The organism is Paraburkholderia tropica (assembly GCF_914484835.1).
Taxonomy (GTDB): Bacteria; Pseudomonadota; Gammaproteobacteria; order Burkholderiales; family Burkholderiaceae; genus Paraburkholderia; species Paraburkholderia tropica_A.
This window is the reverse complement of sequence record NZ_CAJZAR010000037.1, coordinates 34,921-60,202: the sequence shown is the minus strand read 5'-3', so window position 1 is coordinate 60,202 and position 25,282 is coordinate 34,921. Positions and strand designations below refer to the sequence as shown.

23 protein-coding genes are annotated in these 25,282 nt (G+C 65.3%); 11 read left to right on the top strand and 12 right to left on the bottom strand.

The features are described from left to right. The first annotated feature begins 332 nt into the window (after positions 1-332). Both LDO54_RS08505 and LDO54_RS08500 read left to right on the top strand, forming a co-directional pair. Positions 333-1,406, top strand: coding sequence for a rod shape-determining protein (locus LDO54_RS08505; RefSeq protein ID WP_224009163.1), 1,074 nt, complete (start codon positions 333-335; stop codon positions 1,404-1,406). A 213-nt stretch (positions 1,407-1,619) separates the two neighbouring features. Beyond that, a complete protein-coding gene (locus LDO54_RS08500) occupies positions 1,620-2,405 on the top strand; it encodes an alpha/beta fold hydrolase (protein ID WP_224009161.1) in 786 nt (261 codons plus the stop codon). Positions 2,406-2,629: 224 nt separating this feature from the next. Here the strand turns inward: LDO54_RS08500 and LDO54_RS08495 are convergent, their stop codons facing one another. After that, the gene (locus LDO54_RS08495) at positions 2,630-3,031 is read right to left on the bottom strand and encodes a hypothetical protein (protein WP_205997025.1); all 402 of its coding nucleotides are present in this window, start codon (positions 3,029-3,031) and stop codon (positions 2,630-2,632) included. 364 nt (positions 3,032-3,395) lie between these two features. On the opposite strand from LDO54_RS08495, the gene gltA reads away from it, so the two are divergent. Both gltA and LDO54_RS08485 read left to right on the top strand, forming a co-directional pair. After that, positions 3,396-4,697 carry a citrate synthase gene (gltA, locus tag LDO54_RS08490; RefSeq protein WP_224009159.1) on the top strand — a complete coding sequence of 434 codons (1,302 nt, stop codon included), beginning with the start codon at positions 3,396-3,398 and terminating at the stop codon, positions 4,695-4,697. 270 nt (positions 4,698-4,967) lie between these two features. Continuing rightward, a complete protein-coding gene (locus tag LDO54_RS08485; RefSeq protein ID WP_224009157.1) occupies positions 4,968-7,238 on the top strand; it encodes an amylo-alpha-1,6-glucosidase in 2,271 nt (756 codons plus the stop codon). A gap of 68 nt (positions 7,239-7,306) precedes the next feature. Here LDO54_RS08485 and LDO54_RS08480 read toward each other — a convergent pair whose 3' ends face one another. Further along, positions 7,307-8,356 carry an asparaginase gene (locus LDO54_RS08480; protein ID WP_224009155.1) on the bottom strand — a complete coding sequence of 350 codons (1,050 nt, stop codon included), beginning with the start codon at positions 8,354-8,356 and terminating at the stop codon, positions 7,307-7,309. Between the two features lie 654 nt (positions 8,357-9,010). Here LDO54_RS08480 and LDO54_RS08475 point away from each other — a divergent pair. Then, positions 9,011-10,168: a porin gene (locus tag LDO54_RS08475; protein ID WP_224009153.1), complete on the top strand. Its 1,158-nt coding sequence runs from the start codon at positions 9,011-9,013 to the stop codon at positions 10,166-10,168. Between the two features lie 123 nt (positions 10,169-10,291). Here the strand turns inward: LDO54_RS08475 and LDO54_RS08470 are convergent, their stop codons facing one another. Continuing rightward, entirely contained in the window at positions 10,292-11,872 is a 1,581-nt protein-coding gene (locus LDO54_RS08470; RefSeq protein WP_436975531.1) for an MFS transporter, read from the bottom strand. Between the two features lie 120 nt (positions 11,873-11,992). Here LDO54_RS08470 and LDO54_RS08465 point away from each other — a divergent pair, with 120 nt between their 5' ends. After that, positions 11,993-12,871, top strand: a complete 879-nt coding sequence (locus LDO54_RS08465) for a LysR family transcriptional regulator (protein WP_224009151.1) — start codon at positions 11,993-11,995, stop codon at positions 12,869-12,871. 87 nt (positions 12,872-12,958) lie between these two features. On the opposite strand, the gene LDO54_RS08460 is transcribed toward LDO54_RS08465, so the two are convergent. Both LDO54_RS08460 and LDO54_RS08455 read right to left on the bottom strand, forming a co-directional pair. Then, positions 12,959-14,122 (bottom strand): M20 aminoacylase family protein, encoded by a 1,164-nt coding sequence (locus tag LDO54_RS08460; RefSeq protein ID WP_224009149.1) that lies wholly within the window; start codon positions 14,120-14,122, stop codon positions 12,959-12,961. A 37-nt stretch (positions 14,123-14,159) separates the two neighbouring features. Continuing rightward, entirely contained in the window at positions 14,160-15,374 is a 1,215-nt protein-coding gene (locus LDO54_RS08455; protein WP_224009147.1) for a diaminopropionate ammonia-lyase, read from the bottom strand. A gap of 169 nt (positions 15,375-15,543) precedes the next feature. On the opposite strand from LDO54_RS08455, the gene LDO54_RS08450 reads away from it, so the two are divergent. From LDO54_RS08450 to LDO54_RS08440, 3 genes are all read left to right on the top strand, one after another. Next, the gene (locus LDO54_RS08450) at positions 15,544-16,035 is read left to right on the top strand and encodes an Lrp/AsnC family transcriptional regulator (protein WP_224009145.1); all 492 of its coding nucleotides are present in this window, start codon (positions 15,544-15,546) and stop codon (positions 16,033-16,035) included. Between the two features lie 117 nt (positions 16,036-16,152). Continuing rightward, a complete protein-coding gene (locus tag LDO54_RS08445; RefSeq protein ID WP_224009143.1) occupies positions 16,153-17,262 on the top strand; it encodes an NAD(P)H-dependent flavin oxidoreductase in 1,110 nt (369 codons plus the stop codon). A 122-nt stretch (positions 17,263-17,384) separates the two neighbouring features. Continuing rightward, positions 17,385-18,275, top strand: coding sequence for a LysR substrate-binding domain-containing protein (locus tag LDO54_RS08440; protein ID WP_224009142.1), 891 nt, complete (start codon positions 17,385-17,387; stop codon positions 18,273-18,275). A 101-nt stretch (positions 18,276-18,376) separates the two neighbouring features. Here the strand turns inward: LDO54_RS08440 and LDO54_RS08435 are convergent, their stop codons facing one another. After that, positions 18,377-19,054, bottom strand: a complete 678-nt coding sequence (locus tag LDO54_RS08435) for a TetR/AcrR family transcriptional regulator (protein WP_224009141.1) — start codon at positions 19,052-19,054, stop codon at positions 18,377-18,379. Between the two features lie 84 nt (positions 19,055-19,138). Here LDO54_RS08435 and LDO54_RS08430 point away from each other — a divergent pair, with 84 nt between their 5' ends. Further along, complete coding sequence (locus tag LDO54_RS08430; protein ID WP_224009139.1) at positions 19,139-20,284, top strand: FAD-dependent oxidoreductase; 1,146 nt, start codon at positions 19,139-19,141, stop codon at positions 20,282-20,284. Between the two features lie 34 nt (positions 20,285-20,318). Here LDO54_RS08430 and LDO54_RS08425 read toward each other — a convergent pair whose 3' ends face one another. The 6 genes from LDO54_RS08425 to LDO54_RS39210 form a co-directional block, all read right to left on the bottom strand. After that, positions 20,319-21,080: a YoaK family protein gene (locus tag LDO54_RS08425; protein WP_224009137.1), complete on the bottom strand. Its 762-nt coding sequence runs from the start codon at positions 21,078-21,080 to the stop codon at positions 20,319-20,321. A gap of 244 nt (positions 21,081-21,324) precedes the next feature. Beyond that, a complete protein-coding gene (locus tag LDO54_RS08420; protein WP_224009135.1) occupies positions 21,325-21,600 on the bottom strand; it encodes a DUF4148 domain-containing protein in 276 nt (91 codons plus the stop codon). Between the two features lie 94 nt (positions 21,601-21,694). Then, positions 21,695-22,282: a c-type cytochrome gene (locus tag LDO54_RS08415; RefSeq protein WP_224009133.1), complete on the bottom strand. Its 588-nt coding sequence runs from the start codon at positions 22,280-22,282 to the stop codon at positions 21,695-21,697. Positions 22,283-22,515: 233 nt separating this feature from the next. Then, the gene (locus tag LDO54_RS08410) at positions 22,516-23,862 is read right to left on the bottom strand and encodes a sensor histidine kinase (protein ID WP_224009131.1); all 1,347 of its coding nucleotides are present in this window, start codon (positions 23,860-23,862) and stop codon (positions 22,516-22,518) included. Beyond that, positions 23,852-24,541: a response regulator transcription factor gene (locus tag LDO54_RS08405; protein WP_224009129.1), complete on the bottom strand. Its 690-nt coding sequence runs from the start codon at positions 24,539-24,541 to the stop codon at positions 23,852-23,854. The genes LDO54_RS08410 and LDO54_RS08405 overlap by 11 nt, the downstream gene beginning before the upstream one ends. A 103-nt stretch (positions 24,542-24,644) precedes the next feature. Continuing rightward, positions 24,645-24,767, bottom strand: a complete 123-nt coding sequence (locus LDO54_RS39210) for a hypothetical protein (protein ID WP_310630652.1) — start codon at positions 24,765-24,767, stop codon at positions 24,645-24,647. 179 nt (positions 24,768-24,946) lie between these two features. Here LDO54_RS39210 and LDO54_RS08400 point away from each other — a divergent pair, with 179 nt between their 5' ends. Next, the gene (locus tag LDO54_RS08400) at positions 24,947-25,282 is read left to right on the top strand and encodes a hypothetical protein (RefSeq protein ID WP_224009127.1); all 336 of its coding nucleotides are present in this window, start codon (positions 24,947-24,949) and stop codon (positions 25,280-25,282) included.

Below are 25,282 nucleotides of genomic sequence, written 5' to 3'. Positions count from 1 at the left end.
CCGCAGACAAATTCGCCGAGTAATCCGCTGAAGAATCGACTGTAAAACGGGCCGAAACCGTGCCGAATCCGCGCGGTCCGACTTTAATTCTTTACATTCCTTAATTAAACTGCCGGGTTATTTTTGGCGCGATTAAAGTCTCGCCCGGCTTGGCCGTTAACAGGAGCCAGTGGGCCACGGGGCCCCACGCGCCCGGTTTGCGCTTTACAGCGCGCGCATGCGTTCAGACGATGGCGACCCACGAGGTCTCGCCCATTTTTCTCGACGACGGCAACCGGGTCAGAGATCCGGGACGGACCGCCGGCAGGTCCGTTCCACACACACAAGACGACATGGCTCAAGCCGCGCGGCACTCATCCTTTTTGCACAAGCTGTCCCGCCACGACGTGGCGCTCGATCTGGGCACCGCCAACACGCTGATCTATACGGCGGACGAGGGCATCGTGCTCGATCAGCCTTCGGTCGTCTGCTTCGAGCGCGGCGGCGCCTTGGGCAAGGCCGGCGAAACGACGGTCGCCGCCGTGGGCCGCGACGCGAAAGCGCTCGTCGGCCGCGCGCCGCAGAACCTCGAAACCGTGAAGCCGCTCGTGCACGGCGTGATCGCCGACTTCTCGGCCGCCGAGCACATGATGCGCCGCTTCGTCGCCATGGCGCAGCCGCGCCGCCTGTTCGGCCGCCGTTCGGCGTTCACCGTCTGCGTGCCGGGCGCGGCCACCCGCGTGGAGCGCCGCGCGATCCGCGAGGCCGCGTTCTCGGCGGGCGCGGCGAGCGTGAACCTGATCGGCGAATCGCTGGCGGCGGCGCTGGGCGCGGGGCTGCCGGTTGGCTCGTCGACCGGCTCGATGGTCGTCGATATCGGCGGCGGCACCACCGAAGTGGGCGTGATCGCGCTCGGCGCGGTGGCGTGCAGCGGCTCGATCCGCGTGGGCGGCGACCAGTTCGACCGCGCCATCATCGACTACGTGCGCAGCCTGTACGGCGTGATCATCGGCGAGCAGACCGCCGAGCATCTGAAAAAGACCATCGGCAGCGCGTTGCGCGGCGAGCCCATCGAGCGCCTGCGCGCGACGGGCCGCAGCCTCGACGACGGCCTGCCGCGCACCGTCGAGATCAGCAGCGAGGACATCGCCGACGCGCTGGCCATGCCGCTGCGCCAGGTGATCGGCGTGGTGCGCCAGGTGTTCGAAACCGCGCCGCCCGAACTGGTGACCGATATCGCCGATACCGGCATCGTGCTCACGGGCGGCGGCGCGCTGCTGCGCCGTCTCGACCAGTGCTTCCAGGCCGAACTCGGCGTGCGCGTGCGGATCGCCGACGAGCCGCTCACCTGCGCCGTGCGCGGCGCGGGCGCGGCGGCGGCGGGCGCCGTCGAGGCCGGCCAGCCGGACTTCCACGGCCACGACTGAGCGTTTGCGCACGCCGCCCAGGGCGTTCCCCAGGTCACCTCTCACGCACGTCGGGCCGACGTGCGACAATACGCGCCTTTCCCGGCGCGCCGCGCGTTTTGTGTACGCGTTCGCGCACGCGCAGCCGGTTTGTCGTCTCCATATCATCCAGCCGTGAATCAAGCCGTTTTTCCCGCTCCCGGGTCGTTTGTCGAACTCCCCGGCGGGCAACCCATGCCGTATATCGAACGCGGCGAGGGCGAGCTGCTCCTCTTCATCCACGGGTCGCTGTGCGACTACCGTTACTGGCAGCCGCAAATCTCGGGACTCTCGGAGCATTACCGCTGCGTCTCCGTGAGCCTCACGCACTATTGGCCCGCAGCCGCGCCGACGCCCGCCGAACCGTTTAGCTGGAGCCGTCACGCCGACGAAGTCGCGCAGTTCATCGACGCCTTCGGCGCCGGTCCTGCGCACGTGATCGGCCATTCGCGCGGCGGCTCGGTCGCGTATCACTTCGCGCGCCGCTATCCCGATCATCTGCAAAGCCTGATGCTCGCCGATCCGGGCGGCCCGGTGCAGATGCCGGGCCAGAGCCTCGCGAAGCTGCCGGAAACGGTCAACGCGCTGCGCGCCCGCGCGGTGCAGCTGATCGAATCCGGCGAAGTGAACGGCGGCCTCGAACTGTTCGTCGATTCGGTGAGCCGTCCTGGTTTCTGGGCGAAAAGCACGCAGTCGTTCCGCCAGATGGCGACCGACAATGCGCACACGCTCGGCCCGCAGTTCCTCGATCCGCTCGGCGCGTACACGCGCGAAGAGGCCGCCGAGGTGACGTGCCCCGTGCTGCTGATCGACGGCGAACTGAGCCCGCAGATGTTCCAGCGCGCGGCGGCGGCGCTCGAAGAGTGGATGCCCGATGCGCGCCGCGCGACCGTGGAAGGCGCGTCGCACGGCATGAATCTCGCGCGTCCCGGCGCGTTCAACGATCTCGTCGATCACTTCGCGAGCGGTCACGGACGCTGAGCGTCGCTCATGACATAAAAAAGGCCGCATTTTGCGGCCTTTTTCGCATCCGCCGATACGTATCGGAATCCTGATTAATTAGCGCGGACGAAAATCCGCGAATGTATGGCGTAAGCAGAAAGTAATGAAGGCGGGGCGGTCCGAAATGTCGATGAGTCGAGATCGGGCCGCCCGAGGCCTGACGCGCGTGGAATGCCTGACGCGCGGGGAATGCCTGGTCGCGCTTAGTCGCGGCCGTGCGCGTGCGCGTCGAGCTTGTGCTCGGCCGCTTCGCCGACGAGGCCCGCGTAGTAGAGGTGCACGCCGATGGCGAGCGAGTCGTTGCGGATTTCGTGGAAGGCCTTCCATGCCTTCACCGGATCCTTGAACACGAGGTAGTGCGCTTCCTGCGCGACGAGGCGTGCGACCTGATGCAGGCCGTGGCCGTTCAGCGCGTCGACGAGCGCGTCGAGGCTGCGGTGCGTGCGCGCGTCGGTGCGCGGATACAGCATGTGGAGCACCGCCACCCGTTCGTTCGCGAGGGCCGCCGACAGGGCGACCACGATGTCCTGGTGATTGAGGGCCGTGACGACGGCGCCCTCGGCAAGTTCGTCTTCCGCGAACAGGGTGTCGATCGAGATGTTCATCTGTTCATTCCTTACGTTTTGCGTACAGCGCGTGTGGCCTTAGAAAAAAGGCCCGCCTTCGAGGGCGGGCCAATGATGCATGCTCTGACAGGGGAAGTCGTTGCATGTCAAGCAGTATGTCAGAGCTAAACCCGCTCATGTTGTGCTGCAGAGCAAAATATTGTTGCAGGAATCGATGTTAAGGAAGCTGCAAGTATTCAGTGTTGCGGGGTTCAATAGGCATTGTTGCAGCCTGGGCTATCAATCGATGTTGCATTGCGCCGTAAAATGCGTCAAGTGGTCGCAGTGAGGCCGGCCCGGATTTCCGGGCGACGGGCGGCGCTGCGTCTTGCGAGATGACTGCAATTCAATGCAAGGAAAAGACATGATCGATTCGAAGACTCACGCCACTCTCACCATCCCCGGCCAGGCTGAAGGCGTCCAGCTGCCGGTCTACAAGGGCACGCAAGGCCCGGACGTGATCGACATCCGCAAGCTGTACGGCCAGACCGGCATGTTCACGTACGACCCGGGCTTCATGTCCACGGCGTCGTGCAACTCCGCGATCACCTATATCGACGGCGACAAGGGCGAACTGCTCTATCGCGGCTATCCGATCGACAACCTCGCGCAGAACGCCGACTTCCTCGAAAGCTGCTACCTGCTGCTGAAGGGCGAACTGCCGACGCAGGCGCAGAAGGACGAATTCGTTGCGACCGTCACGAACCACACGATGGTTCACGAGCAGATGCACTTCTTCTTCCGTGGCTTCCGCCGCGACGCGCATCCGATGGCGATTCTGGTGGCAGCCGTCGGCGCGCTGTCGGCGTTCTATCACGACTCGCTCGACATCACCGATCCGAAGCACCGTGAAGTCTCGGCGATCCGCATGATCGCGAAGCTGCCGACGCTGGTGGCGATGGCGTACAAGTACACGGTCGGCCAGCCGTTCGTGTATCCGCGCAACGACCTCTCGTACAGCGCGAACTTCATGCAGATGATGTTCTCGAACCCGGCTGAGGAGTACAAGGTCAACGACGTGCTGGTGCGCGCGCTCGACCGCATCCTGATCCTGCACGCCGACCACGAGCAGAACGCCTCGACCTCGACGGTGCGTCTGGCCGGTTCGTCGGGCGCGAATCCGTTCGCGTGTATCGCGGCTGGTATCGCGTGTCTGTGGGGCCCGGCGCACGGCGGCGCGAACGAAGCCGCGCTGAACATGCTCGAAGAGATCGGCTCGGTCGACAACATCCCCGAATTCATCAAGCAGGTGAAGGACAAGAACTCGGGCGTGAAGCTCATGGGCTTCGGTCACCGCGTCTACAAGAACTACGATCCGCGCGCGAAGCTGATGCGCGAAACCTGCCACGAAGTGCTCAACGAACTCGGCCTGCACGACGACCCGCTGTTCAAGCTCGCGATGGCGCTCGAAAAGATCGCGCTCGAAGACGAATACTTCGTGTCGCGCAAGCTCTACCCGAACGTCGACTTCTACTCGGGCATCGTGCAGCGCGCACTGGGCATCCCGACCGCGATGTTCACCTGCATCTTCGCGATGGCGCGCACGGTGGGCTGGATCGCGCAATGGAACGAAATGATCGGCGACCCCGAGCAGAAGATCGGCCGTCCGCGTCAGCTGTTCATCGGCAACACGCCGCGCGAAGCGAAGCCGATTTCGCAACGCTAATCCGCCACGCTGAGCCATCACGCTCAACCACAGCGACGATCGCCAACACCTTGCATTAACGCTGCATAACGTTTGAGCACGCGGCGGCCACGAGCTGCCGCGTCGCGATCGACGGGCGCCCGCACGTTTTACCGTGCCGGCGCCCGTAATTTTTTCCGGGGCGTTTTTTCATGCCGGTCGGGCGCGCACGATTTGACGCGAACCCGTGTTGAGCCACTACAATCGAGCGGAAGGCGATGTGTACGGAACGGCTCTAAAGGAGACAACGTAATGCAGGATCCTGAAACACTCGGTGGCGTCTCGCGCTCCAGCGGCGTGGATCATCCCGATCAACCCGCCGATGGCGCATTCATCGCGCCCGAAACCCCCGAAGTCGCAAGCGCCGACCAGCATGTGCTGAAGTCGGGCGACACCTTCATCGTCAACGATCCGCTGGGCGATATCACCGGCATCGACGACGGTCTGTTCGTCAACGACACGCGCGTGCTGTCCTCGCTGCGTCTCACCTTCGGCGGCCGCGTGCCGTCGCTGCTTTCGGGCAGCGTGAGCAGCGACAACACCGCGTTCACCGCGCATTTCACCAATCGCCCGCTGCCGCCGCTCGGCGGCACGAGCACGCCCGAAGGCGTGATTCACGTCGAACGCGAGCGCGTGCTCTCGGGCACGATGATGACCGAGGCCATCGAGCTCACGAACTACGGCACGCAGGAAGCGGTCGTGCCGCTGTCGATTTCGTTCGCGAGCGACTTCCGCGACATGTTCGAAGTGCGCGGCCTCAAGCGCGAAGTGCGCGGCGAACTCAAGCCGCCGCGCGTGGAAGGCAGCGAGGTGCGGCTCGAATATATCGGGCTCGACAAGGTCGCGCGGCGCGTGCGCATCGAGTTCTCGCCGAAGCCCGACAAGCTGCTCGCCGACCGCGCCGACTTCACCGTCGCGCTGCCGGCGCAGGCCTGCGTTTCGCTCTATCTCACGGTCGCGATCGAAGTCGAGCCGCTCGAAGGCGCGGCCTCCGACACGCCGAGCGCGGGCATCATCAAGCCCAGCCATTGTCTCGCCGAGTCGAACGGCCAGAGCGTGGGCCGCGCGGCCATTCGCGCCGCGCTGGTCGACGCGCATATCGTGATGCGCGAGCGCCGCCGACAGACCGCGCGCGTGCGTTCGAGCAATCCGCTTTTCAATTCGTGGATCAACCGTTCGATCGCGGATCTCGGCCTGCTCACGACCGATCTGCCGACCGGCCCGTATCCGTACGCGGGCATTCCGTGGTTCTCCACGCCGTTCGGCCGCGACGCGATCATCACCTCGCTGCAAACGCTGTGGCTGCAACCGGCGCTCGCGCGCGGCGTGCTGCGTTTTCTCGCGGCGCATCAGGCGCGCGAGGACTCGGCGTTTCGCGACGCGGCGGTCGGCAAGATCATGCACGAGATGCGCAAGAGCGAAATGGCGGCCACGGGCGAAGTGCCGTTCGCGCTCTACTACGGCGGCGTGGATTCGACGCCGCTGTTCGTCGTGCTGGCGGGCGCGTATGTCGAACGCACCGGCGACCTCGCGCTGATCGACGAACTCTGGCCCGCGCTCGAACGCGCGGCTGCGTGGGTCGCGGGCGTGTGCGACCGCAATCCGCATGGTCTGCTCGATTACCGGCGCGAGTCGGAAGGCGGGCTCGCGAATCAAGGCTGGAAAGACAGCCACGATTCGGTCTTTCATGCCGACGGACGCTTCCCCGATGGGCCGATCGCGCTCGTTGAGGTGCAGGCCTATGCGAGCGCGGCGTTCGAGACGATGTCGCGTTTCGCCACTCAACGTGGACTGATCGAAGACGCCGCGCGCTATGCGGGCCGCGCCGCGAAGATCCGCCGCTGCGTGGAAGAGAAGTACTGGATGCCGGAGTCGGAGTTCTACGGCATCGCGCTCGACGGTCACGGCGATCTGTGCCGTGTGCTCGCGTCGAATGCGGGGCATCTGCTCGCGTTCGGGCTGCCCGAATACGAGCGCGGCCGTGCGGTCGCGGAGATTCTCGAATCGGCGCTGTTCCATACGGGCTGGGGCGTGCGCACGCTCGCGGCCGGTCAGGCGCGCTTCAATCCGATGGCCTATCACAACGGCTCGGTCTGGCCGCACGACAACGCGCTGTGCGCGCGCGGGCTCGCGCGTTATGGACGCAAGGAAGCGGCGGTGCGTCTGCTGCAGGCCTTGTTCGAGGCGGCGGTGACCTTCGATATGCGTCTGCCCGAGCTGTTCTGCGGATTCCCGCGCCGACGCGGCGAGCCGCCCACGGCGTATCCGGTCGCGTGTCTGCCGCAGGCGTGGGCGGCGGGCTCGCCGTTCATGATGCTGGAAGCGTGTCTGGGCGTGAGCATCGACGCCACGCGCCGCGAAGTGCGCGTCGAGCAGCCGATGCTGCCCGAAGGCATCGACTGGCTCGAAGTGGGGCATCTGCGTGTGGGTAACGCGGCGGTCACGCTGACATTCCGTCGCGTGGACGGCAAGGTCGTGGCCTCGGCGGATCGCAGCGACGTGAAGGTCGTTGCGGTGCTGTAACGCGTCGCGCTGCCTGCGCCGTGCGGTGAAAATCGCGCGGCGCAGGCAGGGTTTATCGTTTCAACGCTTCATGTTTTGACGAGCGTGCAACGCGCTTCGAGCGCGCCCGTATCGACGCCCCGCGTGTTGAGCACGTGCGGCGTGTCGTAGGCGCGCAAGGCGGCCAGTTGCTCCGGCGTGCCGATACCGAGTTGCCGCAACACCTCGACGACGATCGCGTACAGCGCCGTCTGATTCCCGTCCTCCACTTTCACGGCGATGCCGAGCGCGCCCGCGTTCGCGCGCTTCACGCCGATCGCATAGCTGCCCGCCGCGCCCACCTTGCCGACCACCTCGCCGCCGAACGCCCGCATGAGCGTCGTGCAAAAGCGCTGCTCGCCCGCGACCATTTCCGGGTGCGCGGTCATCGCGCGGTAGATGCGGGCGAGTGCTTGCGTTCGTGGCGACGCGTCGCGTGCGCCGCTTGCCTCGGCGTGATCCGCGGCATCGGCGAGCTTCGCGTACAGCCGCGCGAGACGATCGAGCGGAAAGGCCGGCGTGGGCAGATTGCAGCCGTCGATGGCCCATTGCACGCAGTCGTCGGGCAGATCGCAGACATCGGCGACCGTATGCTTCACGCGCAGTTGCAGCGGATGCCCGTCGAGGTGGTAATCCTCCAGCGGCGCGCCGATCGCGCGCGCGCCCGCGAGCATCCCTGCGTGCTTGCCTGAACAGTTGCTGCATGCGGGACCGGGTTCGAAGCCGCGCTGGACCCAGTCGCGCCACACCGCGTCCGACAAGGGCGGATGACCGCCGCAGCGCATATCGGCTTCTTGCGCGCCCACTTTGCCGAGCATCGCGAGCGTGCGCTCGATATGGCGCGCCTCGCTGTTGTTCGAGCCGCACATGAGCGCGAGATCGGCGTCGTCGAAATGGAAACGGTCGAGCGCGCCCGTTTCGATGACGGCCAGCGCCTGCGCGGGCTTGGCCGCCGAACGCACGAGCGTGAGCCGGTGCGGATCGCCGAACGTATGGAGCAGCGTGCCGTGCGCATCGACGACGGCGATATGGGCGAGGTGCGTGGTCTCGACAAGGCCGCCGCGATACAGCACGGCGGCGGGCGGCGATGCGGTCGTCATGGGGTGTCTCCGTGTCATGCGGTTCGGGTCGCGCGGCGCACAGGACACGGCGCACGCGTGATGCGGATTCTAACGCCGCATGGCGCGCGGATTCGTCATCTGAATACCGATTTGAATCCGGTCTGAAGCGAACGTGAAGCAGACGTGAAGCGAACGTGAAGCGGGGCGTGAATCGACATATGAAACATGCATTGGCCGCGCGTAATGTTCACGTCCGAATAAATCGATATATCGCTGGTTCAGATTTCATTTTCTTTACGATCGAGTCTGAATCGCCGATTTAATGCATTGCGTGCGCATTTTTGGGGCGCGAATTGCACCGCTGATGCACGCATTATTTGCAGGTGTTCTTTCGGCGCAACGCCTGCCTCAATTTCAACGCAATTTTTATTTTCGAAGCCTTATGATGCGCCTGATCGTTATTTCCGCCGCAGGGCACGGCGCCACGAGCGCGCTGCCCGGCATGCCTGCCTTATTTCGCAAGTGAAGGCCGGCATTGCGTTGTTCGCAATAATCGCTTGTCGTTATTGAGGTATTTCGCAATTCAGGCGCGATTCGCATGGATCTGCGAAACGCGCGGGCCGCCTCACCATGTGTTGTGTGGAAAGCGCATTCGATTCAATGAATTAACGCCAAAACTCGGAGCCATAAAACATGAAAAAATCGCTAATCGCCCTCGCACTCACCGGCGCGTTCGCCGTCTCCGCGCATGCGCAAAGCAGCGTCACGCTCTACGGTCTCATCGACACGGGTCTCGTCTACACGAACAACCAGATGGGCCATAGCAACTGGCAGCTCAACAGCAGCTCGACGCAGAACACGGTGTTCGGCCTGAAGGGTACGGAAGACCTCGGCGGCGGCCTGAAGGCGATCTTCAAGCTCGAGCAAGGCTTCATCCTCAACAACGGCGCGCAGGCATTCTCGGGCGACATGTTCGGCTCGCAGGCGTGGGTCGGTCTGCAGGCGGATCAATACGGCACGGTCACGTTCGGCCGCCAGTTCGACGTGATGAACGACCTCGTCGGCCCGCTGACGGCTGAGTTCAACACGTGGGGCGGCAGCCTCGCGGCGCATCCGTTCGAGAACGACAACCTCGCGGCGAACTCGGTCGTCATCAACAACTCGGTCAAGTACGCAAGCCCGACGTGGTACGGCGTCACGTTCGAGACGATGTACTCGTTCAGTAACCAGACCACCTTCGCAAGCAACCGTTCGTATGGCTTCGCCGTGTCGTACGCACAAGGCCCGCTGAACCTCGCGGCCGGCTACCTGCAGCTGAACGGCGCGGGCAACGGCAGCGGCGCGGTGCAAACCAGCGACGCGAGCGCGAACTTCGTCGCGCAACGCCAGCGCGTCTGGTCGCTGGGCGGCAACTACACGTACGGCCCGATCACGGCCGGCCTCGTGTGGAGCCACTCGCAGATCGACAACGCGTCGGGCGTGTTCTCGTTCGGCACGGGCACGTACCTCGGCAGCGACGACACGTCGGCAGGCTCGCTCTCGGGCTCGCTGCGTCTGGACAACTACGAAGCGAACCTGAAGTACGCGATCACGCCGGCATGGTCGGTCTCGGGCGCGTACACGTACACGCACGGCGCGTACAACGGTTCGGCTCCGGGCTGGAACACGGCGATGCTGCAGACGGACTACGCGATCAGCAAGCGCACGGACTTCTACCTCGAAGGCGTCTACCAGAACGTCCACGGCGCGCCGGAAGGCTCGGTGCTCTCGCACGCGATGATCAACACGCTGTCGCCGTCGTCGACGGATACGCAGGTTGCCGTCACGGTGGGCATGCGTCACGCGTTCTGATCGACGGGTCTCATGACTCGCGCGCGCGGCGGATGTCGCGCGCGTCGATCGAGCGATGCGGGTTCGTCCTTTGCGGCGAGCCCGCATTTTCTTTTGTGCCAGATGATTCGGATGACGAAATAATCAGTCGCGCGCATCGGCCATCAGCTTGACTGCCACGGCGCTCGCCAATGCGACGAGGCCGCTCACGAGCAGGGCGCGCGAGAAACCGTGCGCGAAAGCGAGCGGCGCGGCGCGGGACAGCAGATGCGCCGTGGGCGCATCGAGCGTGCGCAATGCTTCGCCGAGATCGCCGGCCAGCAGGCTCGCCATGAAGCGCGCATCGACGGCATGGCGCGCGGCGGGCACGTTGGCGATCAACTGGGCGAGCGCGCTCTGCGTGTGCGCCGCGAGCACGGCGCCGAGCACGCCCACGGCCGTCACGATGGCGGTGAAGCGCGTGGTCGTGCTGATGCCCGAGGCCATGCCGGTGCGTTCGCGCGGCACGCAGGCCATGATGGCTTTCTGCGTGTCGCCGTTCATGACGCCCGCGCCCGTGCCGGTCACGAGCATCGCGAACGCCACCGCGAGATAGTGGCCGCCCGCCGCGCACGCGGCCATCGCGAGATTGCCCGCGCCGATCAGCGCGAGGCCCGCGCTCAGCACGCCGCCGGTCGTCGCTCGACGAGCGAGCGCGGCGCCCAGCGATGGCCCGGCGATCATCGCCGCCGCGAACGGCAGCATGCCGAGACCCGCTTGCAACGCGGAGAAACCGAACGCGATCTGCAAATAGAGTGGCAGGAACGTCATCATCACCTGAGCGCAGGCCGCATAGCCGAACATGCCGAGCAGGGCGCCGACGAAACGCGCGCGCCGGAACAGGTTCAGATCGATCATCGGCCGCGTTTGCCAGCGCTGGCTGCACACGAAGGCGACGAACAGCGCGATGCTCGCCGCGCCCCGGCCGAGCGTCGAGGCGGACTGCCAGCCGTGTGCGGGAATGCCGATCAGCATCCACACGGCGCAAGCGAGCGCCGCCGCGAACAGCACGCCGCCGGGCAGATCGAGGCGCTTCGCGTGCGGGTCGCGCGATTCGTCGATGGCGCGGCGCGCGCCGAGCGCGAGCAGCGCGCACACGGGCAGATTCATCAGAAAGATCCAGCGCCAGCCCGCCCATTGCGTGATGGCGCCGCCGACCCACGGCGCGACGGCGGTCGCGATCCCCATGCACATGCCCCAGACCGCCCACGCCCGTTCGCGCGCCGGGCCTTGTGCGAAGCGATGCGCGATCACGGCGAGCGCGGACGTGAGCAGCAGCGCCGCGCCCAGGCCCTTCACGGCGCGCGCGGCGATCAGCAGCGCGGCCGTCGGCGCCGCGCCGCAGCCGAACGACGCGAGCGCGAACAGCGCGAGACCGCAGAACAGCACGCGGCGGCGGCCGAAGCGGTCGGCGATCGCGCCGGCGGGCAGCAGGCAGGCGGCGAACGCGGTCATGTAGGCGCTCACGACCCATTCGATGTCGGCGAAACTCGCGTGAAAAGCGTGCGCGATCGAGGGCAGCGAGACGGCGACCACGTTGGTATCGAGCACGATCAGCGCGCAGGTCGCGGACGCGACGGCCAGCGTGATGTTCGGATGGCGGTGGGAAAACGAATCGGGATCGGGGTGCGGATCGCTCAGCGCGGCGGGGTCGAGCGCTGCGCGGGACACGGATGAGTCGGACATGGCGATGGCAGTGGCGGTGAGCGCGAGGCGGGTTCGCAAGAAGCAGCCCGCATCGTCGCATCATCGACGGTTATCGGTCATTGCCATAAAATAGCAATTTGCTTCACGAAACCGGTAATCATGAGTCGTCTCGAACTGCGCCACGTGCGGGCCTTTCTGTGTGTGGCGCGGCATCTGCATTTCGCGCGCGCGGCCGAGGAGCTCGACATGGCGCCGCCCGCGCTCACGCGCCACGTTCAGGAGGCCGAGCGTCATCTGGGCGCGCGGCTGTTTCATCGCTCGCGCAGCGCGGTGTCGCTGACCGCGGCGGGCGAGGCGTATTTGCCCGAAGCGGCGGCGGCGCTCGAACATTTGCAGCGCGGACAGGAACTCGCCGCGCTGGCGGCGCGCGGCGAAGTGGGGCGCATCGTGGCGGGCTATGTGTCGTCGGCGGTGTATTCGGGCGCGCTGCAACGCTCGATCGGCGAGTTTCGCGCCGCGTGGCCGCGCGTGGAAGTGAGCGTCACCGAAATCCCGATGGAGGACGTGGCGCGGCGCCTGGAGACGGGCCTGCTCGATGTCGCGTATGTGCGGCCGCCGCTCACGCTGCCGGACACGGTGCGCGTGTTCACGTTGCAGCGCGATGCGTTCGTGGCGGCCGTGCCCGCGGACTCGCCTTATGCGGCGCAGGAGACACTGCGTCCCGCCGATCTCGCGGAGGCCAGTTTCGCGGTGCCGGAGCAGGAGTTCGGCACGCTCGAACTCGCGCGCCGCGGGCGTTTCGTGCCGCGCATCGCGGCGCGGCCGGGCGGCTTGCTGGCGGTGCTTGCGTGCGTGTCGGTGAACGGCTGGGTGGCGGTGATTCCCGACGCGCTGGCGGGCTGCGTGAGCTTGCCGGGCATCGTCTATCGGCGCATTGAGGGTAAGCCGATTACTTCTGAACTGGCGCTCGTCTGCCGTAAGCACGAGCGCGCGCCGGCGGTGCGGGCGTTTTTGAGGTTGGTGCCGAAGGCGAAGTGAGGGGGCGCCGTTGTTTAATCGACAACGCCTGTTGTTCAATCTACAACGCCTGTTGTTCAATCTACAACGCCACGCCGACCGCAATCCTCACGCCGCCGCAAGCTGCATCCGCACGATCTCCGCAAAATACCGCGCCCCAACCGTCAAAATGCGGTCGTTGAAATCGTAGCTCGCGTTGTGGAGCGGCGTGCCGCCATCGTCCGCCTCGATGCCGTTGCCGATAAACACGAAATTGCCCGGCACGACTTGCAGGAACGCGCCGAAGTCTTCCGAAATCATCATCGGCTGAACATTCGCGTCGACCTGGTCCGCGCCCGCGACCGTGCTCGCCGCCGCAACGGCCACGTCGACGAATTCCGGCGTATTCACCGTCGGCACGAATTCATGCGTGTACTCGAAGGCGCATTCGGCGCCATGCGTGCGGCAAATCCCTTCGCTCACTTCGCGCATGCGCGTGGCGAGCAGGTTTTGCACTTCGGGCGAATAGCTGCGCGTATCGCCTTTGATGATGACGTTCGAGGGGATCACGTTACGCAGGCCGTCGGTGATGATCTCGGTGCACGAGATGACCGCGCATTGGCTCGGGTCCAGGTTGCGCGACACGATGGTCTGCAGCGCGAGCACGATCTGCGAGGCAATCACAATCGGATCGATGCCCATATGCGGCCGCGCGGCGTGCGTGCCTTTCGCCTTGATATGGATAACGAAATTATCCTCGCTCGCCATGATGCCGCCGGGCCGCGTCGAGAAACTGCCGGCGGGCAATCCCGGCATATTGTGCGCGCCGAAAATCGCGTCGACCGGAAAGCGCTCAAACAGGCCATCGGCGATCATGGCTTTTGCGCCGCGGCCATGTTCTTCGGCGGGCTGAAAAATAAAGCGCACGGTGCCGTCGAAATCGCGGCGTTCGGCGAGCAGTTGCGCCGCGCCGAGAATCATCGCCATATGGCCGTCGTGACCGCACGCGTGCATCTTTCCGGCATTGCACGACGCATAGGCGCGGCCAGGCGCATTCTCGGCGATTTTGAGCGCATCCATTTCCGCGCGCAGCCCGACCGTGCGCGTGCCCCCGCCGACTTTCAGATTGGCGACGAGCCCGGTTCCGCCGATGTTCCGGTGCACCTCCATGCCGAGCGTCGTGAGAATCCGGGCGACGTAGTCGGAGGTTTGCACTTCCTCGAAACCGGTTTCGGGATTGCGATGCAACTGGCGGCGCCAGCCTTGCAGTTTTTCTTGCAGCGACGTTTCCATCGTGTGACCTGTCTCGTGATCTTCCGGTTTGTCGATGTCAGTGTTCGATCGCGCTCATCCACTCGGCCTGGCGCGCGCTGACGCTGGCCGCCGTTTCGCCGATCAGCGCCTCGTAGACGCCGGGCGCGGTCGCAGCCTCCGTGTTGATGACGAGCACATGAGACGCCGATCCCAGTCCGACCTTCACCGACAACTCAGGATTCCGAATCAAGGCGGCCAGGCCCGCGAATCCCGCAGCGCCCGATTCGCCCGCGACCAGCGGCGCATCGCGTTCCGAACCGGCGGCGAGCGTGCGCATGGCGGTCACGGCGTCGTCGTCGGCGATGGTCATGAAGTGGTCGACGCAGCCCTCGAGAATTTTCCATGCGAGCGGCGAGGCTTCGCCGCAGGCCAGCCCGGCCATCACCGAATCGACGCTGCCCGTCGCGCGGGTCGCGTGACCCGCCATCGCGCTCTGATAAAGGCAATCGGCCTGCTGCGGCTCGACCACGATGAATTGCGGGCGCTGCGCGCCGAAGTGCTCCCAGAGATAGCTGGCCACGCCCGCCGCGAGGCCGCCCACGCCGCCCTGGAGAAACACATGCGTAACGGGACTGTCGAGTTGCGCCAGCGTTTCGGCGGCAATCACGCCGTAGCCTTGCATGACGTCGCGGGGAATCGTTTCGTAGCCTTCATACGAGGTGTCCGAGACCACGTGCCAGTGGTTGTCCGCCGCGAGTTGCGCGGCGTGTTCGACGGAGGCGTCGTAGTCGCCCTCGATGCGGACGATGCGTGCGCCGTAGTGCGCAATCGCGTCCTCGCGTTCGCGGCTGACGTTCGCATGCAGCACGATCACGCACTGGCAGCCGATATCGCGCGCAGCGGCGGCCAGCGCCTTGCCGTGATTGCCGTCCGTTGCGCTGATGACCGTGAGGGGCGCCAGCAGCTCCGCGTAGTCGCCGCGCAGCAGGCCTTGCGGATTCAGATCGTGCGTGTGCCAGAGACGCAGGATCAGACGCGTCAACGCGATCGGTGCGCCCAGCGCCTTGAAACTGCCGAGGGGCGAGCGCAGGCCTTCGTCTTTCACGCTGAGGCGCGCGATGCCCAGCGCCGCGGCGGCATCGGGCAGATCCCACAGTGGCGTGGCGGAGCGGGAAATCTGGCCCCAGCTTGCGAGCCACGCGCCGCTTTCATCCGCTGCGCGCACGTTCAAAATGCTTTGGAGTGCAGAGGGATAGGGGGTGTACAGGGCACGCGGGTTTGCAATTAGCATTTAACTCACTCCGTAAGACAGGCGTCGATTCGATGTGTGAAATAATATTGCGATGCGTGCGTTATTTGTAATCGTATTTCGGCATTGAAATGCAATAAATTCTCGCGCATTGCGGCGAACTCCCTTGGAATCGCGATCATTCCGGCACTTCTCTACGAGAATTTTTCTTATGGCCACGACCGACCGCGGTATAGAACTCGACGACTTCGACCTCAAGATTCTCGCCATCGTCCAGCGGGACAATCAGGTTCCCCACCGCGAAATCGGGCAGCAAATCAATCTCTCGGTGCCGTCCGTCGCGCGGCGTTTGCAGCGCCTGCGCAAGAGCGGCGTGATCGAAAGCGATTGCAGCGTGCTGAATCCGGGCGCACTCGGTGCGCATGTGACCGTCATTACGCATGTTTCGGCGGAGAATGAAGCGGTCGAATTGCTCGACGCGATGAAAGCGCGTTTCGAAGCGTGCGAGCAGGTCCAGCAGTGTTATTACGTGACCGGCGATGTCGATTTCATTCTGATTTTCTGCACGCGGGACATGGCCGAATACACCGCGCTCACGCGCTCGCTGTTTTTCGCGGAAGGCAATGTGAAAAGTTTCCGAACCTTCGTGGCGATGGAGCGGGTCAAGACGACGCTGAATGTGCCGGTCGGCGGGCGCGGATAGGGCACTTGGAAGCGCGATTCAGTCCCGTTTATCAATCTCAAAAAAAGATTGATATAGCATGCATGATTTCCATGTAAGATGATCGAGTATCGAGTCAGCGAACGAAATGAGGTCACTATGAGCGTGAAATCTTCAGGCACTCTTCTGGAAATCCTGGGCATCGAGAAGCCCATCGTGCAGGCGCCCATGGCCGGCGTGGCAACGCCCGCGCTCGCCGCGGCGGTGTCGAATGCCGGTGGACTTGGGTCGCTCGGCCTCGGTGCGATGAACGCCGCCGACGCGCGCAAGGCCATCGACGCCACGCGTGCGCTGACCGCCCGTCCGTTCAATGTGAATCTCTTTTGCCACGCGCCTGCGGTGGCGAATCGCGAGGTCGAGCAGACCTGGCTCAACTGGCTGCAACGCCACTTCGCGCAATACGGCGCCGAGCCGCCCGCGCAACTGCGCGAAATCTATACGAGCTTTCTCGCCGATGAAGCGATGCAGACGATGCTTCTGGATGCGCGTCCCGCAGTCGTGAGTTTTCACTTCGGTTTGCCCGACGCGAAGCTGATCGCTGCGTATCAACAAGCGGGCATTCGCCTGCTCGCGAGCGCAACCAATCTGGCAGAAGCGCGCCAGGTCGAAGCAGCGGGCGTCGATGCGATCGTCGTGCAAGGCATCGAAGCGGGCGGCCATCGCGGCCTGTTCGATGCTTCGACGGAGGACGATTATCTCGGCACGTTCGCGCTCACGCGGCTCGTTGCGCGCCAATGCAGTCTGCCGGTGATCGCCTCGGGCGGCATCATGGACGGCGCGGGCATCGTGGCGGCGCTGGCGCTGGGCGCATCGGCGGCGCAACTCGGAACCGCCTTCGTTTCGTGCCCGGAAACGTCGATCGACGACGGCTATCGACAAGCCTTGCTCGGCGCGGCTGCTGAACATACGACCTTCACGCGCGCCATTTCAGGCCGCGCGGCGCGTTCGATCGTGAATAAATTCACGCGGCTCGAACACGAGGAAGGCAGCCCGAAAACCGTGCCCGCGTATCCCATCACCTACGATGCGGGCAAGGCGTTGAATGCGGCCGCGAAGGCGAAGGGCGAATTCGGCTATGGCGCGCAATGGGCCGGTCAGGCCGCCGCGTTGTCGCGTGCGATGCCTGCCGCCGAACTCATGCGCACGCTTGAAGCGGAAATGCGGGCTGCGGTTGCGCAACTCCATTCGACCGTTTCGAACCTCGCTTAGCCGCGCGATGCTTTGTTCGTTGCCTTGTTTCCTGCGTGGCTCCCGATCGCGCCAGGGCTTGCAGTAAAATCTCGTAGAGAGATTAATTTATGCATCGTGTTCGTTAATCAGGAATTTGCCGGATGGAGCTGCTCGATCTAGAGATTTTCAGCCTGGTCGCGAAGGAACAGAGCGTCACGCGCGCGGCGCAGTTGCTGCAACGCGTGCAATCGAACGTGACGACGCGCGTCAAGCAGCTCGAAGAGGAACTCGGCGTGCAGCTCTTTTCGCGCGAAGGCAAGCGCATGACCTTGACCGGGGACGGGCAGCGCCTGCTCGGTTACGCGCATCGCATGCTGACGCTCGCTGAAGAGGCGCGCCAGGCGATGCAATCGAACGTCCCCGTGGGCCGGTTGAGAATCGGCTCGATGGAAAGCACGGCGGCGGCGCGGCTGCCGGGCTTGCTGGGCGCGTATCAAAGTCTCTGGCCCGCCGTGCAACTGGATATTTCGACGGGCACCACGCGCGCGCTCATCGACGACGTGAAGGCCAGCCGGCTCGATTGCGCCTTTATCGCCGAAACGGATGAGCGCGCCGCCATCGAATTCAATACCGGTGCCGATGCCGATCTTGCGGCGATCCCGGCGTTTCGCGAGGAATTGCTGCTGCTGGTCCCGAGTCGTCTCGGTTCCGCTTCCGAAAGCGTGACGCACTATCCGCTCGCCGCGTTCGCGAAGGGCTGCACGTATCGGCGAATCGGCGAGCAATGGCTGGAGTCGAAGTGCGCGGACCAGGGATCGGGTCCCGAGAGCGTCGGCGAGATCGTGGAATACCACTCGTATCACGCGATTTTCGCGGCCGTGTCCGCCGGGACGGCGGTGGCGGTATTTCCGAAGTCGGTGCTCGCGACGCTGGCGGTGGCGTCGACGGTGCAATCCATTCCGCTCACGGAAATCACGACGTGGATGGTGTCGCGTCCCGCGTATCAAAGTCTCGCGTTAAACGAATTGAGCCGACTGCTGCCCGCGCGATAAGCGGGCGCGGCGAATGCGCGGACATGTTCCGTTCATTCGCGCGCGATGAATGATTCGGATGACTGATCAATCGCTAATCGGCCTGAAAATCAGGCCAAAAATCACTTCGCCACCGCATTCTGCTGAATACCCGCCAGAATGAAATCGATCCCGGCGAGAAACTGCTCGCGATCGTCGTGACCCGCTAGCATCGCGGCCACCTGGCGCACGAACGGATGCTCGGCGGGATCGAGTTGCGCCCATTTCGCGGCGACGCTCTCCAGCACCTCGACCCGGTCCATGCCTTCCGGCGCTATCTGCGGACGCGTCGCGTACTGTCCCGCAAGCCCGAGAATGAAGCTCAATAGCGCTGTGGCCGCGTTGAACTGCGCGGGCTCGGGCACGCCCATCGCCTGCACCTGCGCGCCGATGCCTTCGAGGATCCGCAGCACCGCGTACTGCCACGGATCGCGCGACAACTGCGCGCCGACCCACGGATGGGCGTCGATCGCATCGAAAATGCCGAGCGCCAGCGCGCGGATCGCGTCCTGCGGTTGCGGTTTTGCCGCCGCCTCGCTCAGTGCGGCGGCGATGATCGGATCGGTGGCGGCCGCGAGCAGCGCCTGCTTGTCGGCGACGTGCCAGTAGATCGCGCCGCTGCCGGTCGCCAGATGCGCCGCGAGCGCGCGAAAGGTCAGCGCGTCCTCGCCGTCCCGGTCGAGGATCTCGATCGCCGCCTCGACGATCCGCTGCCGGGTGAGCGCATCCGCGCGTCGCCGTGTCCGAATTTCCGTTGTCATATCCATAGCTTGACACTGATGGAACTTCGTTCCAATATGTTTTTTCTTTGGAACGACGTTCCAATCTCAATGAAAGGATATTCGATGACGGCTCCGGTCACCATAATCGGCGCGGGACTCGGCGGGCTGGTGCTCGCGAGGGTGCTGCATTTGCATGGCATTGCCGCGACGATTTACGAGGCGGAGCCGTCGGCCCAAGCCCGCACGCAGGGCGGCATGCTCGACATTCACGAGAAAGACGGTCAGGCCGCGCTCGCGGCGGCCGGTCTGAGCGACGCGTTCCGCGCCATCGTTCACGCGGGCGGCGAGGCGACGCGCGTGCTGGACGCGCTCGGCGCGCTGCTGTTCGACGAGTCCGACGACGGCACGGGCGGGCGGCCCGAAGTGCTGCGCGGCGAGTTGCGGCGGATTCTGCTGGCGTCGCTGCCGCCGGACACGGTGCGCTGGGGCAAGAAACTCGGCGACGTGGCGCCGCTCGGCCACGGCGAGCACCGGCTGACGTTCGCCGACGGCACGACCGTGACCAGCCAGTTGCTGGTCGGCGCCGATGGCGCGTGGTCGAAGGTGCGGCCTCTGCTCTCGGCCGCGGTGCCCGAGTACATCGGCACCACGTTCATCGAAACGTATCTGCACGACGCCGATACGCGGCACCCCGCATCGGCCGAGGCTGTCGGCGGCGGCGGGATGTTCGCGCCCGCGCCCGGCAAGGGGATCTTCGCGCACCGGGAACCCGGCGGCGTGCTGCACGCGTATATCGCGCTGAACCGGCCGCTGGCGTGGTTCGAGTCGATCGACTTCGACGATGCGGCCCGCGCGAGCGCCACGATCGCGGCGGAATTCGCCGGCTGGGCGCCTGCGCTCACGGCCCTGATCACCGATGGCGAGGCCGCGCCGGTGCCACGTCCGCTCCATATGCTGCCGGTCGATCATCGCTGGGAGCGCGTGCCCGGCGTGACGCTGCTCGGCGACGCCGCGCATCTCGCGCCGCCCGCGGGCGAGGGCGCGAATCTCGCCATGCTCGACGGCGCGGAACTCGGCGCGGCGCTCGCGGCGCATCCCGGCGATGTCGAGGCCGCGTTGGCGGCCTACGAATCAACGATGTTCGAACGCAGCCAGGCGGCCGCCGCGGATGCCTGCGCGATTCTCGCGCTGTGTCTGGACGAGCGCGCGCCGGCCGGCCTCGTCGAGTTTCTCAGCGGCGCGGCCGCCGCGAAACTCGTCACGGCCTGACGCGAGCCGCCGCGCCCGGCGTCGTCCGTCGAATTCAAGCCGGATCGCGCGGCGACCAGCGGCGCAGATCGTCGGCGACGGGCACGCAGGCGAGCGTGAGCAGCGCGGCCGCGAGCAAGGCCGCGGACGAAAAACCCAGATGCCGGAACGCGAGCGCGCCGCCCAGCCCGCCGAGCAGGAACATGCCGAGCAGCGACGAGAGCACGCGCACGCGCGGCATGTCCGCGCGCACGTGTTGCGCGGCGCTCGCCGGCACGCCCCAGTTCCAGTACAGACCCTTGCCGAGTTCGATGCCGAGATCGGTCACGATGCCGGTCATGTGCGTCGTGCGGATTTCGGCGCGCGAAATCTTCGTGATCATCGCGTTTTGCAGGCCCATGACGTAGCAGAGCAGCGCGACGGTAGCGGGCACGAACAGCACGCGATGGTGCTCCATGTTCGCGCCGAGCAGCGCGAAACCCATCAGCAGCGCGGCTTCGAGCACCATCGGCAAGGCAAAGACGCTGCGCACCGCGCGGCGGCGGCCCCAGTTGATCAATACCGCCGAAGTGGCCGCGCCGCCCGCGAAGGCGAACATCGCGCTGATCGCCGCGAGCGCGAGGCCGATGTCGCCGAGCGCGAGGTTATCGGCCACCGACGACACGATGCCCGACATATGCGAGGTGTACTGCCCGACCGCGAGGAAACCGCCGGCGTTGGCCGCGCCCGCGATGCAGGCGAGCGCGCGGCCGAGCCGCAGATTGGCTTTCTCGGTGCGTTCCACGGACGTGAAGCTGCGCAGATACTGGATAGGCACGGGCGGTTCCTCGGCGGGCGACGGTACAAAAGTGTAAGACCTGCCGGCTTGATGGAATCGAGGTCCGCAGCGCGATAGAGGTGCGGCGGATTGCCGCGATGGCGCCGATCGAGCGTGCGCTTCAGGTGCGGCGCACGCTCATCGCGGCCTAGCGGTCATCGCGGGGATTCGCAGACATTCGCGCACTGCGATGACCGATCTGCTGACTTCGCCCACTGACTTCGCGTCGCTTACTTCGTGTCACTTACTTCGCGTCGAGCGCCGGACCGCCCGCCGCCGACGAACCCACCGCAGCGCCGCCCACCGCGCTGTTCTGCGCGGCGACCTTGGCTTCGGCGGCCTGGATCGCTTCCGGGTAGTGGGCGTTGTCGCCGTCGCCCGGACGATAGCCGGTCTGTTCGAGCTGCACGAGTTCGGCGCGAACCTGCGCGCGGGTCAGGCCGCCGTTCGACTGGGCGAACGCGGCAACCGGGAGAGTGAGAGCCAGGGCAACAGCGGCAACGGGGAAAAGCGATTTCATGATGACGACCTCCGATCTGTTTCGTGATTGGCTGCGGCAACTCGCCGCAATCCATGACCCAAAGTCTAGAGATCTTGCTCCCCAGGGTTAACCACTAATTCGCCAAGGCACTGTTCTGGCTGGCGGAAGGATCGCCGGTGGCGGTCGTGCTCGCCACGGGGCCGGTGAGCCCGCGATAACCCTCGGCGTCGATGCCGCGCTTCGCGCGCAGGAACGCCGCGAGCTGCCAGAGCTGCGTGTCGTCGAGCGATTTGCCGAAGGCGGGCATCGCGGTCATCTTGACGCCGTGGCGCATGACCCAGAACGTCGATTGCGGACCGTTATGGCGCTTCGCGGCGAGCAGATCGGGCGCGCGCGGCGCAATGCCCGCGCCGATCGGATCGAGAGGCGCGCCCGGCGCGCCGTGGCAATAGACGCAGTGCTGCGCATAGAGATGCGCGCCCGCGCGCACGTTGCCGTCGTTCACGAGATTGTCGGGCACCACGACCGCAGCCGACTGCCGGTCGAGCGAGCGCTGGTAGGTCGTGTGCAGGAACCACGCGACGAGCGGATTGTCCTTGTCGGTCGCCGCCACATCGACGTAACCGGAAAACGCCCAGACGGATGCACCCGCGCCGAGCAGCACGAGCATGAGGAGGGCGGCGAAAATCGCGCGCGTGGCGACGGCGGAACGTGGGCTCATGAACAGGCGTGCGCAAGGGCATTGACGGAAAACTCCGCATCCTACCGTTGCATGCGTGTGTCAACGTTGAATAATTTCGCTGACTTCATGAGTCGCGCGCATGGTGTGGTTTTCATCTCCGCGCGCGTCTGCGTCTTAACGTTTTCTTGAGGTGTCGATCGTTATGATTCGAGCGAGGGCGATGCAGGCCGATACATCAAGACATCGATTGGCCCTATTTTTAAGGCATTTTCTCAATCGATCGCGGCTTTGCTCGCCGTGAGTTCGATGCGAAAGCGTGTACCCGCGCCGGGCGACGAATCGAGCGTGATGCGCCAGCCTTGATGTTCGCAGATGCGCTGCACGAGCGAGAGCCCGAGGCCGAGATTGTCCGCGCCCGCTTCGCCGCCGCGTACGAACGGCGTGAACAGGTGCGGCTTGACGCTGGCCGCGATGCCGGGGCCGTCGTCGGCGACTTCGAAGCTGGCGGTGTCGGCGTGTACGAGAATGCGCGTGCCGTTAGCCGCGTGTTGAAGCGCGTTGCGGATCAGGTTCGACAGCACGATGCGCAGCAGTGCCGCCGGAAAAAGATTCGGCATCCCAGGCAATGCTTGAGCCGGGGCGAATTCGCCTTCCATGCGCAAGCCGAGTTGCGTCGCGCGCGGCGACCAGTGCGCGATTTCCTCGCGCGCCACGCTGGCGACGTCGCTTTGCGCGAAACCCGTGGCGGTGGCCGAACCGCGCGAGAGCATCAGATAGGCCGCGAGTTGCTGATGGATGTCGCGCGACGCCGCGTGCGCGCGTTCGAGCTTCGTGCGCTGCGTGGGCGTGAGCGCAGGGTCGTCGAGCAGCAGTTCGCAGGAACTCGAAATAACCGTCAGCGGCGTGCGCAATTCGTGGCTCACATCGGCGGTAAAGAGCTTTTCGCGTTGCAGCGCGGCTTCGAGTTCGTTGTAGGTCGCGTCGAATGCGGCGGCGAGGCGGCCGATTTCGTTCTCGGGATACGCGTGCGCGAGACGCGTTTGCGGCGGCAGCGCCGGGCGTTTGACGACCTGTTCCGCGAGCCGGATCAGCGGGCGCACGAAGCGGCGCGTGACGGCGCCGCCGAGCAGAAACGCCACGAGCAGACTCGCGCCCACGCTGAGCACGGTCAGCCAGTGCGAATGCACGCGCCGTTCCTCGAAGGCCGTGTAGTCGCGCAGCAGCATGTAGCGCACGCCGTCGTGGTCGTCGGCCATCACGTGCCAGTCGCGGTCGCCGTGTTCGAGGCGCGAGAAGCCGGGCTCGACGTCGCGCAGCCACGTGGGAAACGTATCGCTGCCGGGCTCGCCGTGAAAGAAGCGGTTCACGCGGCCCACGCTCTTGCCCGCGAGATATTCGTCGCGCACGCGGTCGAGCGCCATGCCCATGTCGATCTGCTGTAAATGCGTTTCGAGCCGGTTGACGGTCCACATCGACACGAGCGAAAGCAGGCCGCCGACGAGCAGCGCGAGCACCAGATAGGCGAGCACGAAGTCGCGCGCGAGCGTGCGGCGTGGGCGCGTTTCCGGGCGCACTTCCTGGCGCGCTTCGTTCGCGGTGGGCGGCGTGTCAGCGCGCATCGTCTTGCGCGGCGCGTAACTGGTAGCCCACGCCGTGCACGGTGTGCAGCAGGGCGCGCTCGAACGGCTTGTCGATCACCTGGCGCAACTGATGAATATGCGTGCGCAGGCTGTCGCTGTCGGGCGGCGAATCGAGCCACAGCGCTTCTTCGAGACGCGCGCGCGCCACCACCGACGGGCTTTCCTGCATGAGAATTTTCAGCAAGGTCATGGGCGCGGGCGGCAGGCGCAGCGTCTGGCCCGCGCGCGCAAGTTCACGCGTGTCGAGATCGAGCACGAGGTCGGCGACCTGCAGCGTGCGCACGACCGAGCGTTTGCGCGGACGTTGCGACAGCGCCTTCACGCGCGCGCCGAGTTCGGCGAGCGCGAAGGGCTTCACGAGATAGTCGTCGGTGCCCGCCTGAAAACCGGCGAGCCGTTCGTCGAGCGTGTCGCGCGCCGTGACCATGATGAGCGGCGTTTCGCATTGCGCGTCTTCGCGCAGGCGGCGGCACAACTCGTAGCCGTCGAGGCGCGGCAGCGCGAGATCGAGAATGATGACGTCGTATTCGTTGCGCGTGGCGAGCGCGTAACCTTGCACGCCGTCGAGTGCGCAATCGACCATGGTGTTTCGGGCACCGAAATAGCTGGCGATATTGCCAAGAATGTCGGGGTCATCTTCAATGGCGAGAATTCGCATGGTCGGCGCGCAGAATACGTAGCTGAAATCAGGCGGCATTTTACCAGCGCGCAGCGAAACAAGCTGTCCTGAGCGATGCGCGCGGGCGATTCACTCGGTGAATTCAGTGCCGGATACGACGTTCGAGTCCATGCTTGACGGCGAGCGTCGCCATGGCGATGAACGCGAGCAGGCTCGCCGCCGCGAATGCGCCCGCGAAGTTGTAGCCGTCGTACATCACCTGCACGTAGAGCGGCAGCGTGTTGGTGAGGCCCGGTACGTGCCGGTCGTCAAGGTGTCGTTGATACGGCGGCGCGCGGGCCCAATGTCGCCCCCGCGCGACACAGGAAAATCCTCCGCGCTTAACGAAAATTTGATAAGGGCTGCCGCATACTTCGGTGTGTTTCCGTCACGGATAGCCCGAGCATGGCGCACTATCGCAAGTTCTCGCATGAACCCCGGCAGTTATCGGCTGGGATAGTGGGCGTCTCGCTCACGGTCGCCGCAATCGGCTTCGTGCTGATATTCGCCAGAAGCGCGAACGCGAACGATCAATGCGCAATCAGAAGCCGATTCGCCGCGCAAACGTCCGTGAATGCCTTTCTCGAACGCGCCAGAATCGACGCATCGGGTCACGCCAGTTTCGAATCGGCTCCTTCGCGCCAGGCCGCTCGACACGGCTGGAAGGTGCCGTTCGAACTCGACGGCCAAAATCTGGTGGCGACGGTGAAATGCGACGGAGGCGTCAGCCTCGATCCCTGA